Origin of the sequence: Xanthomonas sp. AM6, from assembly GCF_025665335.1 — a bacterium.
In the GTDB taxonomy this organism is placed as follows: domain Bacteria; phylum Pseudomonadota; class Gammaproteobacteria; order Xanthomonadales; family Xanthomonadaceae; genus Xanthomonas_A.
In genome coordinates this window covers 2,256,248-2,269,384 of the sequence record NZ_CP106869.1, presented here as the reverse complement: position 1 = coordinate 2,269,384, position 13,137 = coordinate 2,256,248, and the positions used below count along the sequence as shown (strand labels likewise).

At 72.0% G+C, this 13,137-nt stretch carries 10 protein-coding genes; 7 read left to right on the top strand and 3 right to left on the bottom strand.

The genetic code is table 11. The features are described from left to right. The first annotated feature begins 200 nt into the window (after positions 1–200). Positions 201–617, top strand: coding sequence for a c-type cytochrome (locus OCJ37_RS09455; RefSeq protein WP_263113383.1), 417 nt, complete (start codon positions 201–203; stop codon positions 615–617). A 7-nt stretch (positions 618–624) separates the two neighbouring features. Then, complete coding sequence (locus OCJ37_RS09450; protein WP_263113382.1) at positions 625–1,086, top strand: c-type cytochrome; 462 nt, start codon at positions 625–627, stop codon at positions 1,084–1,086. Positions 1,087–1,548: 462 nt separating this feature from the next. On the opposite strand, the gene OCJ37_RS09445 is transcribed toward OCJ37_RS09450, so the two are convergent. Continuing rightward, entirely contained in the window at positions 1,549–2,730 is a 1,182-nt protein-coding gene (locus OCJ37_RS09445) for a hypothetical protein (protein WP_263113381.1), read from the bottom strand. 533 nt (positions 2,731–3,263) lie between these two features. Then, positions 3,264–3,860, bottom strand: a complete 597-nt coding sequence (locus tag OCJ37_RS09440; RefSeq protein ID WP_263113380.1) for an NfuA family Fe-S biogenesis protein — start codon at positions 3,858–3,860, stop codon at positions 3,264–3,266. Positions 3,861–3,951: 91 nt separating this feature from the next. On the opposite strand from OCJ37_RS09440, the gene OCJ37_RS09435 reads away from it, so the two are divergent. From OCJ37_RS09435 to OCJ37_RS09420, 4 genes are all read left to right on the top strand, one after another. After that, the gene (locus OCJ37_RS09435; RefSeq protein WP_263113379.1) at positions 3,952–4,293 is read left to right on the top strand and encodes a 4a-hydroxytetrahydrobiopterin dehydratase; all 342 of its coding nucleotides are present in this window, start codon (positions 3,952–3,954) and stop codon (positions 4,291–4,293) included. 5 nt (positions 4,294–4,298) lie between these two features. Then, on the top strand, positions 4,299–4,742 hold the full coding sequence (locus OCJ37_RS09430; protein ID WP_263113378.1) for an energy transducer TonB: 444 nt from the start codon (positions 4,299–4,301) through the stop codon (positions 4,740–4,742). Positions 4,743–4,859: 117 nt separating this feature from the next. Beyond that, positions 4,860–5,681, top strand: a complete 822-nt coding sequence (gene zupT, locus OCJ37_RS09425; protein WP_263113377.1) for a zinc transporter ZupT — start codon at positions 4,860–4,862, stop codon at positions 5,679–5,681. A gap of 123 nt (positions 5,682–5,804) precedes the next feature. Further along, positions 5,805–7,586, top strand: coding sequence for a DUF3300 domain-containing protein (locus OCJ37_RS09420; RefSeq protein ID WP_317633231.1), 1,782 nt, complete (start codon positions 5,805–5,807; stop codon positions 7,584–7,586). A 135-nt stretch (positions 7,587–7,721) separates the two neighbouring features. Here OCJ37_RS09420 and OCJ37_RS09415 read toward each other — a convergent pair whose 3' ends face one another. Then, entirely contained in the window at positions 7,722–8,714 is a 993-nt protein-coding gene (locus OCJ37_RS09415) for an RluA family pseudouridine synthase (protein ID WP_263113376.1), read from the bottom strand. Positions 8,715–9,108: 394 nt separating this feature from the next. Here OCJ37_RS09415 and OCJ37_RS09410 point away from each other — a divergent pair, with 394 nt between their 5' ends. Then, entirely contained in the window at positions 9,109–12,666 is a 3,558-nt protein-coding gene (locus OCJ37_RS09410) for an Rne/Rng family ribonuclease (protein WP_263113375.1), read from the top strand. The last annotated feature ends 471 nt before the right edge of the window (positions 12,667–13,137 follow it).

Genomic DNA, 13,137 nt, shown 5'->3' with positions numbered 1-13,137 from the left:
TGGCGTGAATGGTGTTGTAGCGAAGTAGATCACCTGATGACGCCAAGGTGAATGAGCCAAAGGTCATGGTGCCCGTCCGCCTTGCACCGCAAAGGATCCGGCGGGACTGTTTCGGAGCCGCGAAAGGCCAGGCTATACTCGGGCCGTTCCGTGTTCCCCCACGCCGGAACCCCCAGTCCCGTCCTCCGGACCACGAAACCATGCGCACGCAGCCGCTAGCCGCTTGTTTTGCCCTGGCCGTCCTCGCTTCTCTCGGGATCACCCCGGCAGTGGCGCAGACCGCGCCGGCGCCCGCCGCCGCTCCCGCCCCAGCCGCCGCTCCCGCCCCAGCCGCCACCCCGGCGCCGGCCACCGCCGCGCCCGCCGCCGGCAATGCCGCCAACGGCAAGCTGCTGACCTATACCTGTCAGGGCTGCCACGGGGTCACCGGCTACAAGAACGCCTACCCGAGCTACCGCATTCCCAAGATCGGCGGCCAGTCGGCGCAGTACCTGACCCAGGCGCTGACCGAATACCGGCTCGGCAAGCGCAAGCACCCGACCATGCAGGCCCAGGCGGAAAGCTTCTCCGACCAGGATATCGCCGACATCGCCGCTTTCCTGACCACCCTCAAGTAGCCTTCCCATGCCGAAAGCCGAGCACGCACTGCGTCCCGCCATCGTCCTGCTTGCTGCCCTGTGGTTGGGGGCATGTTCGCAATCGCAGGTTGAATCCACCAGCCAGTCCGCCGGCGACCCCGGCCATGCCAGCGGCGAACACGGTTCCGGCTCCTCCGCCGGCCTGCCCAGCGGACGCATCGCCGCCGGCGAGAAGCTGGCCCAGGCCAAGGGCAAGGCCACCGGGCAGAGCTGCATCGACTGCCACGGCGCCGACGGCAACGCGCCGATCGATCCGACCTATCCCAAGCTCGGCGGCCAGTACGGCGACTACGTCGCGCATGCGCTGCAGGCGTACCGCACCGGCGATCGCCAGCATGCGCTGATGACGCCGCAGGCCGCGCCGCTCAGCGACCAGGACATCGCCGACCTGGCGGCCTACTTCGGTTCGCGCGCCACCCAGCTGCGCGACATGCACGACCTGAAGTAACCGCGGCCGCCGGCGTTTCGCCGGCGCCGCTTCCCGCCGCGGTCCGCGATGGCGACCGCGGCCAGTGCCGCATGGCCGTCGCTGTACGGGCACGGACTCAAGCGCGCCGGCGCGCGATCTGCGCCGATGCAAGCGTTCCCGCTGCGCTCAGTGCCGATTCCGTCGCGATGCGCGTTGCGCACGGACACCACACGATCGTCGCGGATGCCGCATGCGCAGCCGCGGTTGTCGCCTGCACGCCGCGGCTGCAGTCGAGCGAACGCCGCAGCGCAAAGACAACCAGGGCGACGGCCCGCCGCCGATGGCGCAAGACGCCGCCACGCTGCGCACCGATCCTCGCCTGCGGCTCCCGTTCGCCGCGCGCCGCCAGGATCGGTCCGGAAGGTCGCACGCACGAGGCGCAGATCCGCGCGCGCACCGCGCTGGCGCGATCCGCGCACCGTGACCGCGCGCTGCCGACGCCTATCTCACGCTGCCGTTGTCGTCCTGCAGGCCCGGCTTGAACGGCACGTCCGGCGGCGGCCGCGCGCCGGCGGGCTGGTCGTTTAGGTTCGGATCGGTGATGCCGCAGCCGCCGCCCAACTGCAGGATCGAGACCACGCAGGAAATGCTGCTGGTGGTACCGGGAATCGGGATGTTGACGGTCTTGATGCCGCGCCGCACCCATTCCTCCAGCAGCGTCGCGTTCGGCAGCCAGTACTTGTCGAACGAAGTCGGCTTGTAGTCGTAGGGCGGGCGCTTGAGCCACTGGCCGGCATTGGCGATCTGGTCGCGCGACCAGCTGTCGGTCTCGGTGCCGGGCGCGCCGCGCGGCGCGGCGGCCTTGCCCTGCCCCTCGCCCGGCACGCGCACGCTGCCGTCGCCGTTGAACAGGCCGTTGCGCTGGCTGGCGCCGGCACCGGCGTCGCCGGCGCGGTTGCGTGCCGACGCGCCCCAGTCGTCGCCGCGCTGCGGCGTCGCCCAGCCGCCATCGCGCGCGACCGCGGCCGGGCCGCTGCCCGGCGCCGCCGCCTGGCTGCCGGGCGGCGCGGCGCCGCTACCGGCCGGCGCCCGGCTCTCGGCCTGGCCCTGGGCGGCGCTGGCCTGGGGTGCCGGCTGCGTGGAGGCCGCGGCGTTCGCCGCCGCGCTTGCCGCCGCCTCCGACGGAGCCGCTGGCGGCGCCACGGCCGGCGCCGGCGTGGCGGGCGTCGGCAGTTCGATCTGACGCACCTGCGGCGCCTGCGCGCTGCGCAGCGTCGGCACGGGATCGCGCGGGCGGATCTGCGGCACCTGCAATTGGACCTGCGGCAGCGGCGCCGGCACTTCGCGCTCGCGCACCTGCACCTGCGGCGCGGGCGGGCCCGGCAGCGGCACTTCGCGCGGACGGATCTGCGCCACGACGGGCACTTCGGTGACCACCTCGACCTCGCGCTCGGTCACCTGCACGCTCGGCGGCGCGATCTCGCGCGGCGCCAGCGCCGGTTCGCGCACGCTGGGCGGCGGCAGCACGAAATCGCGGCTCGGCTGTTCGGTCTCGGTGACCTGCAGCGGCTGCTCCGGCGGCGGAGGCGGCGGGCTGGACACGGCCTGCGCGGCGCCTGCGGCGGGCGCCGCGGAGTCGGCACGCGCCGCCGCGGCGTCGGTCTGCGCCGTGGCGGCCGCCACGGCCTGGCGCGCGTGCCGCAGCCGCCTGCGCCTGCTGCGTGGCGGCAGCGGCGGCGGCATCTTGCGCGGCCGCCCCGCCACCGGTCTCGGCCGGCGTGCCGCGGCCGACGAATTCCACCTGCACGCGCCCGGCCTCGCCCGCGTCCGGGCGCGGCGGCAGCAAGCGCACGAACGCCACCCACAGCAGGAACAGCGCGAACAGCAGGTGCAGCGCCAGGCTGACCAGCGCCGCGATCCGCCGCCACCAGCGCTGGTCGTACGGTGCCGGCTCCCAGTCCTGCCACCACAGGCGCCGGAATGCCTGCCAGGCGCTCAGTGCCGGCAAGCGCACGCGCGGCGCCGGCGGCGGCTGCGGCAGCGCCGCGATCAGTTCGGAGGACACGAACGGGCGTGGCGCCACCGGCTGCGAGGCGATCCAGTGCGCCCAGCCGTAAGGCAGGCCGGTCCGGCGATCGCGCAGCAGCTTGCGTGGCGAGCGCGCCAACAGCGCGTCGAGGATGTCGGTGGCGCGCGTCACCGGCGGTGCGGAGGAATCAGGCCGCGGTGTCGCGCGGGATGTACGGCGCGCTGCCACTGTCGTGGTCGGTGGCGTCGCGCACGGCGGTGATGCCCGGCACGCGCCCCATCAGCGTCTTCTCGATGCCCTGCTTCAAGGTCACGTCGGCCATGCCGCAGCCGTGGCAGCCGCCGCCGAAGCGCAGCAGCACCACGCCCTCGGCCGACACTTCCTGCACCGCCACCCGGCCGCCGTGCTGGGCGAGCTGCGGGTTGACCTCGTTCTCGACCACCCAGCGCACCCGCTCGACCAGCGAGGCGGCCTCGCCCGGCGCCTCGCCCTTGATCTTCGGTGCCTTGATCGTCAGCTGCTGGCCGGTGCCCTGGGTGACGTAGTCGATCTCCGCGCCGTCCAGCCAGCCGACGCTGTCGGCGGCGACGTACAGGGTGAAGCCGGCGCAGTCGATCGCCCATTCGTCGCCGGCCAGGTCCGCCGGTTCGGCGAACTCCAGCCGCGCGTCGGCGCGTGCGGTGCCGGGATCGACCGCGCTCAGGCGCACGCCCATGCCGGGCACGGCCTCGCGTTCGAGCAGTTTGCGGAAATGGGTCTGCGCGTTGTCGGAGATCTGGATCATGCGGTTATTCTAGCGCTTCCACGCCCCCGGCTCACCGCGGGCGTTTCCCTTGGCCGGCGCGTTCAGCCGCCCCGCCGCAGAGGTTCCGAACATGAACGACCTGATCCCGCTCGAACGGGCCCATTGCTCGCCCTGCAAGGGCAGCGAATACAAGCTCACCCAGGCGCGCCTGGCCGAATTGCTGCCGCAGGTGCCCGGCTGGGAATTGGTCGAGAACGGCATGGCGATCAGCCGCACGTTCCGCTTCCCCGACTACTACCGCACGCTGGCGTTCGTGAACGCGCTGGCCTGGATCGCGCACCGCGAGGACCACCACCCCGACCTGGGCGTGCACTACGACCGCGTGGTGGTGCGCTATTCCACCCACGACGTCGGCGGCCTCAGCGAAAACGACTTCATCTGCGCCGCCAAGGCGTCGGCCCTTCCGGAATGACTCCCATGCCCGTCCTGTCCCCTCGTTTCGTGCGCCTCCCGACGCTCGCCGGCCTTGCGGCGGCCTTGCTGCTGGGCGGCTGCGGCAAGTCCGAGCAGTCGCAGACCCAGGCCGTGGCGGCGCCGCCGACCGACGTCGCCGCGGTGCAGACCCCGCCGCCGGACTACCCGATCGAACTGGCCTGCGCCGGGCTCGGCGGCAAGGTGGTGCTGAAGGTGGTGGTCGGCGTTGAGGGCAAGCCGACCGACGTGCAGCTGGTCGGCAGCAGCGGCCAGCCCAAGCTCGACGCCTCGGCGCAGGAGCGCGTGCGCGAATGGGTGTTCAAGCCCGCCACCCGCAACGGCAAGGCGGTGCCGTGGACGATCCAGGTGCCGGTCAACTTCACCGTGCCGCAACCGCGTCCGGACCGCTGTTTCGCGCTCGATGCGCAGGCGCACGGCGCCGGCTGAGCCGGCCCGCGCGCCGCCCCGCGAGCGCTCCGCCGGCCACGGCGGTGCGCCGTCTTCACACTCCGCCAGCCCCGCGCCCGCTTTCATCGCCGTCCCGACACAGGAGCCGACTGGCGCATGCTGGATATTCCGTTGCACAACGTCTGGATCGCCCTGGCGGTCACCCTGGCCGCCGGCCTGGCCACTGCGCTGGGCAGCGTGCTGGTGCTGTTCACCAAGGGCCCCAACCCGCGCCTGCTCGCCTTCGGCCTGGCCTTCGCCGGCGGCGCGATGGTGTACGTGTCGCTGACCGAGATCCTCGGCAAGTCGATCACCTCGTTCACCAAAGCCTTCGATCCGAACCTGGGCTATGCCTACGCCACCCTGGCGTTCCTGGCCGGCATGGCGCTGATCGTGGTGATCGACCGGCTGGTGCCCAACCCGCACGAAAGCCTCAACGCCAAGGACCCCCTGTTCCGGGAGGACAACCGCGCCTACATCAAGCGCGTCGGCCTGCTGACCGCGGTGGCGATCACCGCGCACAATTTCCCCGAAGGCCTAGCGACGTTCTTCGCCACGCTGGAGAGCCCTACCGTCGGCATGCCACTGGCGTTCGCGATCGCCGTGCACAACATTCCCGAAGGCATCGCCATCGCGGTGCCGGTGCACTACGCCACCGGGCGCAAGTCCTACGCCTTCGCCGCCAGCCTGCTGTCGGGCCTGGCCGAGCCGATCGGCGCGATCATCGGCTACGTGGCGCTGTCGCAGTTCCTGTCCGAGGCGATCTTCGGCGCGGTGTTCGGGGTCATCGCCGGGGTAATGGTGTTCCTGGCCCTGGACGAACTGCTGCCCGCGGCCAAGCGCTACGCCAAGGGCCACGAGACCGTGTACGGGCTGGTCGCCGGCATGGCCACGCTGGCGCTGAGCCTGGTGCTGTTCCGCCTGTCCACCACGCCCTGAGCCGGCCGCGCGGCTGAACGCAGGCCAGCGCGGCATGGCGCAGGCGCGGCCGAAGAAAGCTTGCAGACATGCAGGCCTGCGCATCCTGCGCGCATCGTCGAACAGCGTGTCGAGAGGTGCAGCATGGAAACCCGCTCCCTGCCGTCCACCAGGCTGGCACTGGCGCTGGCCACCGCCGCGAGCGTCCTGGCGCTGAGCGCCTGCCAGCGGCAACCACCGGCGCCGCCGGCACCGGCCGCGGCGACCGCCGCTCCCGCGCCAGCGCCGTACGTGCCGCCCAGCGCCGACCAGCTGTACAAGCTGGTGGCGCCGATCGCGCTGTTCCCCGACAAGCTGCTCGCGCAGACCCTGGCCGCCTCGGTGTACCCGGACCAGCTCGCCGACGCCGAAACCTGGCTGCGCAACAACAGCGGCGTGGCCGCCGCCGACCGCCTGCAGGCGGCCGCGGCGCAGCCGTGGGATCCCAGCGTCAAGGCGCTGATCGCGTTTCCCGAGGTGGTCGCCCAACTGGCCGGCAACGGCGACTGGACCCGCGCGCTCGGCGACGCCTATGCGCACGACCCCAACGAGGTGCTCGACGCGATCCAGGTCATGCGCGGCCGCGCGCAGGCGCAGGGCCACCTGCGCAGCACGCCGCAGCAACGCGTGCAGGTGGTGCGGCGCACGCTGGTGGAGCCGACCTACGCCGACGACCGGATCCCGCCGCCGCCGCAGACCATCGTCATCGAACCGGCGCAGCCGGACGTGGTCTATGTCCCGCGCTACGACCCGGACGTGGTCTACGGCGCGCCGGTCGACGTCTACCGCGCGTACCGCTATCGCCCGCGGCCGTACAGCGAAGGCGACCTGGTCACCGCCGGCATCGTCTCCTTCGGCGTCGGCGTGCTGGTCGGCGACGCGCTCGAGCACCGCCACCACGGCCCGCTGGGCTGGCTTGCGCCGGCGCCGGCCTGGCACCGCTGGGGCTGGAACAGCTGGGGCATGAACTGGAACGCCCCGCCCTCGGCGCCGCACTACGTGGTTTACCAGAACCGCGTCTATGCGCCGCGCACCACCATCGTCAACACCATCACCAACAACCGGATCGACACGCGCCGCTTCGTGCATGACGACAACCGCAGCGTTCCGCCGCAGGCGGCGCTGCCTGCGGGTGCGGCCGCCATCGCCCTGGCGCCGCATCTGGCCCAGACCCCGCGCGGCCCCGCACCGCAGTTCGCACCGGCGGCGACGCCACGCCGCGCGGTCGACTATGCGCAGCTGTCCACGCCGCATTTCAATGAACGGATGCTGCAGCCGGGTCGCCCGGTCGTGGCGAACGCGGTGCAGCGGCCGCCGCTGCCTGGGCTGAACGGCGCGAACGTTACGGCTGCCGCACGCGAGGCGCATGCGCAGCCGCCGTTCGCGCAATCGCCACACGCGCCCATGCCGATATCCGCGGCCGATCCCCGCCACGCGCTGCCGATGGCCAACGCCGCTGAAGCGCGGCGGCGCGACATGCTCCAGGCGATGCGCGGCAACGCGCCGATGCCGAGCATGCGGACGGCGCCTGCGGCACAGGCGATGTCCATGCCGGCACCGCACCGCGACGATCCGCGTGCGCAGCAGGCCCGGTTCGCCCCCGAGCCGCCACGGCAGGCACCGCACCCGCTCGCCGCCTTCAGTGCCCAGCAGCCGGCACCCACGCACCGGGAGGCAGCGATGCGGGAGTTCCCGGAGCGTGTTCAGGCCATGCCGCGACAGGAACAGCAGCGGCCGCCGCTGCAGGAGCAGCGCATGGCCCGGATCGCGCCACCGCGGCCGCAGCCCATGCACGCGCCCGCGCCCGCGCCGCGCCCGGCCCCGCGGCCGGCACAAGCGCACTCCGAGCCCCGCCACGGACACGAGCACGACAAGCGCGACGGATAAATGCCCACCCGCACCGGTGGCGGCGTCCTCGCTCGCAGCAACCGGCGCCAGCGGCTGGTCGGCGCCGCGACGCCGACCAGATCAAGAACGACCTGGCCAACCTGCCCGCGCAACGCCAGCCGGCTCGCCCGGCGCTCAGCCGCCCAGGCGGTTCAGCGCCTCGGCCAGTTCGTCGGCCAGCGGCGCATTCAATAGATAGGGCGTCTTGCCGCCGTCGAGGGTGAACTCCAGTGACGCGGCATGCAGGAACAGGCGCTTGAGCCCGATCTGCTCGCGCAGGCGCTTGTTGACTGCAGGATCGCCGTACTTGTCGTCGCCGGCGACCGGGTGCCCCAGGTGCTGCGCGTGCACGCGGATCTGGTGGGTGCGGCCGGTCTCGATCCGCACCTCGCAATAGGAGTGCCCGCCGCGCCGCTCCAGCACCCGGAAATGGCTCAGCGATTCCTTGCCGGCCGCGTTCACCTGCACGTGGCGCTCGCCGCCCTGGCGCAGGCCGATGTGCAGCGGCGCGTCCACGCTCATCACCCCGTCGGGCATGCGCCCGGCCAGCAGGGTCAGGTAGCGCTTGCTGATGCCGCGACCCTCGACCCGGTCGTCCTCGCGCATCAGCGCCTGCATCTCGGTCAGCGCCGAGCGCTTCTTGGCCACGATCAGCAGCCCGGAGGTGTCGCGGTCGAGCCGGTGCACCAGCTCCAGGCTCTGGTTCGGGCGCAGGGCGCGCAGGGTCTCGATGGCGCCGAAGCTGATCCCGCTGCCGCCATGGCTGGCGACCCCGGACGGCTTGTTCAGCGCCAGCAGCCGCGCGTCCTCGTAGACGATCGCCGCCTCCAGCCGGGCCATGAACGCGTCCGGCGGCGCGGTCTTCTCGCCCTCTTCGTTCAGCCGCACCGGCGGGATGCGCACCTCGTCGCCCGCCTCCAGCTTGCGCTCGGCCTTGGTGCGGCCCCCATTCACCCGCACCTGGCCGCTGCGCATCAGCTTGTAGATCAGGCTGCGCGGGGCGCCCTTGAGCTGGCCGAGCAGGAAATTGTCTACGCGCTGTCCCGCCCTGTCTTCAGGGACCTTGAGAATGCGCACCGCACTGGTCGCGACGTCGCGCGGCTTGGGAGGGATCGGGGGGGAAGTCATCGGGCAGTTTATTCTGTTACACTCGGGGGGCGAGATAAGGGTTTGATTTCGTTGGAAGTTAGCTAAGGGCCAGAAGCCCGGCTTGCGACGATTCCGGCACAGTGCGCGACCACCGCCCCCGGGGCGGCCATGTTAGCGGCTCACCGGCCTGCCCGGCCATCGCCGGACGCCGCAAGCGTCCGCGCTGAACATGCCCCGTGCGGCGCCCAGCCTGGCTGGAGTCGCCGCCGGTCCTGAACCACCTAAAAGAAAGAAGCGCTCCCGCGGCTCGCCGTGGTGTCGTAGCGCTGGAAACCCAAGCCGCCCTCCCCGCGCCTGCGCGATGGGCGGCGAAGCGTGACCAGAAGCGAAACCCCATGGCGTTCCGCGCGGTAGCAGCGCGAGGAACGCAACAATGAAGCGAATGCTGATCAACGCCACGCAGGCCGAAGAGCTGCGTGTGGCCATCGTGGACGGCCAGACCCTGTACGACATCGACATCGAGCAGCCGTCCAAGGAACAGAAGAAGTCCAACATCTACAAAGGCCGCATCACCCGGCTCGAACCCTCGCTCGAAGCCGCCTTCGTCGAATACGGCGGCGAGCGCCACGGCTTCCTGCCGCTGAAGGAAATCTCCCGCGATTACTTCCAGGCCGGCGTCGACCACAACAAGGCGACGATCCGCGAACTGCTGCGCGAGGGCCAGGAAGTGGTGGTCCAGGTGGACAAGGAGGAACGCGGCAACAAGGGCGCCGCGCTGACCACGTTCATCTCCCTGGCCGGCCGCTACATGGTGCTGATGCCGAACTCGCCCAGCGCCGGCGGCGTCTCGCGCCGGATCGAGGGCGAGGACCGCGCCGCGCTGAAGGAAGCGCTGGACAAGCTGAACATCCCCGACGACATGGGCGTGATCATCCGCACCGCCGGCGTCGGCCGCGATGCCGAAGAACTGCAGTGGGACCTGGACTACCTGCTGCAGGTCTGGAAGTCGATCGCCGAGGCCGCCCTGGCCAAGCCGGCGCCGTTCCTGATCTACCAGGAATCGCGGCTGATCATCCGCGCCCTGCGCGACTACCTGCGCGCCGACATCGGCGAGATCCTGGTCGATACCCCCGAGATGTACGGCGATGCCCAGGAGTTCATGCAGCAGGTGATGCCGCAGAGCCTGCGCAAGCTCAAGCACTACACCGACGACATCCCGCTGTTCAACCGCTTCCAGATCGAATCGCAGATCGAGGCGGCCTACGAGCGCAGCGTGCGCCTGCCCTCCGGCGGCTCGATCGTGGTCGACCAGACCGAGGCGCTGACCGCGGTGGACGTCAACTCCTCGCGCGCGACCAAGGGCAGCGACATCGAGGACACCGCGTTCCAGACCAACCTGGAGGCCGCCGAAGAGGTGGCGCGCCAGCTGCGCCTGCGCGACCTCGGCGGCCTAGTGGTCATCGACTTCATCGACATGGCCTCCAACAAGCACCAGCGCGAAGTCGAGAACCGCCTGCAGAACGCGCTCAAGTACGACCGCGCGCGGGTGCAGATCGGGCGCATCTCGCGCTTCGGCCTGCTCGAGATGAGCCGCCAGCGCCTGCGCCCGTCGCTGGGCGAGTCCAGCCAGATCGTGTGCCCGCGCTGCGACGGCCACGGCCGCATGCGCAGCGTCGAGTCGATGTCGCTGTCGATCATCCGCGTCGCCGAAGAGCACGCGATGAAGGAGAACACCGGGCAGGTGCTGGTACAGGCCCCGGTGGAGATCGCCAACTACCTGCTCAACGAGAAGCGCCGCGCGCTCAGCGAGATCGAGAAGCGCCACGACGCGCCGATCGTCATCGTCGCCGACGAGCAGCTGCACACTCCGCACTACGAGGTGACCCGCCTGCGCGAGAACGAGCTCGGCGAGGAAAGCGCCAAGCCCAGCTACCAGCGCAACACCCCGCGCAAGCTGCCGGTGCACGCGCTGACCAAGGCGCAGCTCAACATTCCGGCGCCCGCGGTGACCAACGTGAAGCACTCGCAGCCGGCCCCGGTGCGCGAAGTGGTCGAGGCGCCCGAACCGGTCGCCGCGCCCGTGCAGGTGCAGGCTCCGGCTCCGGCCCCCGTCGCGGCCCCGGCCACCGGCGTGGTCGGCTGGCTGAAGCGGATCTTCGGCGCCGGCGAAAGCCCGGCTCCGGCCCCGGCCGCGAGCGAGCCGGCGCAGCGCCAGCGCGCCCACGACGGCAACCGCAACCGCAACGATCGCGGCGACCGCAACGCGCGCCGCGACGGCAACCGCAACGGCGGCCAGGGCGGCAATGCCGCGCGCGGCAACGGCGGCAACATGCGCCGCGACGAACGCCGTCCGGGCAATGGCGGTGGCAACGCGCAGGGCGGCCAGCAGAACCTGGCGTCCAAGCCGCCGCGCAACGAGCAGGCGCCGCAGCAGGCCAAGCCGCAGCAGCAGCCGAAGGCGCCGAAGCAGCAGCAGCCGCAGAACCCGCCGCGCCAGCCCAAGCCGCAGCAGGAGCCGGCCCAGGCCGCGCTGCAGGGCGACAGGCCGCAGCGCCAGCCGCGCCAGGACGACGCCGCGCCCAAGCCGGTGACGGCGCCGGCCGCTGTCGCGCAGGATGCCACCACGATCGCGGCAGCCGCCGTGGCCGGTGGCGCCGCCGCGCTGAGCAACGATGCGCCGACCAATGAGGCCACCACCACCGCGCCGGCCGCCGTTGCGGCGCAGCCGCAGGTGGCGCCGTCCGGCATCGATGAACGCGAAAGCGCCGCAGAGACCGCGCAGGCCGTCCCGGCCGGCGAGACCGGCGACGCCGACGACGTCAACGGCGAGGCCGGTGGCCGCCGCCGTCGCGGCCGTCGCGGCGGCCGTCGCCGTCGCCGCGGCAACGGCGAGGCCGGCAGCGGCAGCGAAGGCGCAGCGTTCGACGACAACGAGTTGGATGCCGGCGACGGCGATAGCGACGGCGAGACCGCGCCGGCGCCGAGCCGCAGCCAGCCGGAGTTCGACTTCGACGACGATGCCAGCCCGGCCGACGCCACCGCGGCCAAGCCGCAGCAGGCGCCGCGTCCGCCGCGGGAAAAGCGCGAGCCGCGCCCCGAGCGAGCGGCTGCCGCGCAGGCACCGAACGCTGCTGCCGCAACCGCAGCGCCGCAGGCCGAGGGCGACGCCGCTCCGGCGCAGGCTGCGCCGGATGCTGCAACCTCCGCAGTGCCGCATGCCGAAAGCCACACGGCTCCGGCCCAGGCCGCGCCGGTTGCCGCAGCCGCAGCGATCGCAACGGCGCCTGCCGTTGCCGCGCCGGCAGCAGTCGACGTGGCACCGGTCGGCACCGCGCAGACGGAAAACGCAGCGCCGGTAGCGGCGGTGCCTGTGGCGCCCGTCAGCGAGACGCCAGTGGCGCATTCCGAGGCAGCGCCTGCCGCGGAACGCATTGCGCCGATCGTCACCGAGCCGGCGGCTGAAGCGTCGCCTGCGCAGACCATCGAGGACGCACTGCAGCCGACACCGGCGCCGATCGTCGAGCAGCCGGTCCCGGTCGCCACGACGACGCGCGCAGCCGGAACGGAAACGGTGGCGGCATCGGCCGCGCCGGTCGAGGAATCGGCAGTGGTGTCCACGACGGCTGCCAAGCCGCAGCAGGACGCCGCGCCGGCACCGCAGCCGCTCGCCGAGGAAGAACCCAGCAAGCCGGCCTACATGCCGGTGCAGACCACGCTGCTGGACGCCTTCCCCGAGGAGCCGGCCGCCGCCGTCGCACCGACGACGCCGGCACCGGCACCGATCGCTGCAGCCCCGGCGGCGAACGCCGCCGAGAGCAGCCGCGCCAGCGAGGCCGAAACGGCACCTGCCGAGCCCACCGGCAACGGCTTGTTCGACGCACCGCCCGCCCCTCCGGCCGATGCGCCGGTCGCGGTCGCCCAGCACCAGCCGCCGCGCGCCAGGGCCGACGACAGCGACGACGACAAGGAGCACAAGGACCGCGCCAGCTGATCCGGCGTCCGTTCTTCGCAGCAAGAAAAGCGGCCTTCGGGCCGCTTTTTTTTGCGCCTCTCCATCGCCATCCTCCGCCTCACGCGCTGGACGCAACCCGGCATGCAGACGCGCCGAAGCGCCGCGGACGATCCTGTCGCGCGGCATCCGCCGCACACACACGGCCATGTAGTTCGCGAAACCTGGCCGTTGTGGTGTCCACCAACGCGCAGCCGCATCAATCGATCCAGCTGCCGCCCTGCAGGAACCAGCGTGTGGGAGCGGCTTCAGTCGCGACGGGCATTACCGGTAATGCCCATCGCGACCGATGGCCGAGACCGCCCGGACCACTCGCAGCCACCCGGCCACCAGCCGACCGCTCTCGGAAATCCGAAAGACCCACAAAGCCACCGCTGCCGAAAAAGCTACCGGCAGCCGTGCATGCACAAAAAAAGCGACCGTCAGGCCGCTTCTTTCGCGCGAAGGTGAGTC

What these genes read in the sequence shown, in the direction of transcription:
- OCJ37_RS09455 (WP_263113383.1), top strand. Translation starts at nt 201, where the DNA reads ATGCGCACGCAGCCGCTAGCCGCTTGTTTTGCCCTGGCCGTCCTCGCT.
- OCJ37_RS09450 (WP_263113382.1), top strand. Translation starts at nt 625, where the DNA reads ATGCCGAAAGCCGAGCACGCACTGCGTCCCGCCATCGTCCTGCTTGCT.
- OCJ37_RS09440 (WP_263113380.1), bottom strand. Translation starts at nt 3,860, where the DNA reads ATGATCCAGATCTCCGACAACGCGCAGACCCATTTCCGCAAACTGCTC.
- OCJ37_RS09435 (WP_263113379.1), top strand. Translation starts at nt 3,952, where the DNA reads ATGAACGACCTGATCCCGCTCGAACGGGCCCATTGCTCGCCCTGCAAG.
- OCJ37_RS09430 (WP_263113378.1), top strand. Translation starts at nt 4,299, where the DNA reads ATGCCCGTCCTGTCCCCTCGTTTCGTGCGCCTCCCGACGCTCGCCGGC.
- zupT (WP_263113377.1), top strand. Translation starts at nt 4,860, where the DNA reads ATGCTGGATATTCCGTTGCACAACGTCTGGATCGCCCTGGCGGTCACC.
- OCJ37_RS09420 (WP_317633231.1), top strand. Translation starts at nt 5,805, where the DNA reads ATGGAAACCCGCTCCCTGCCGTCCACCAGGCTGGCACTGGCGCTGGCC.
- OCJ37_RS09415 (WP_263113376.1), bottom strand. Translation starts at nt 8,714, where the DNA reads ATGACTTCCCCCCCGATCCCTCCCAAGCCGCGCGACGTCGCGACCAGT.
- OCJ37_RS09410 (WP_263113375.1), top strand. Translation starts at nt 9,109, where the DNA reads ATGAAGCGAATGCTGATCAACGCCACGCAGGCCGAAGAGCTGCGTGTG.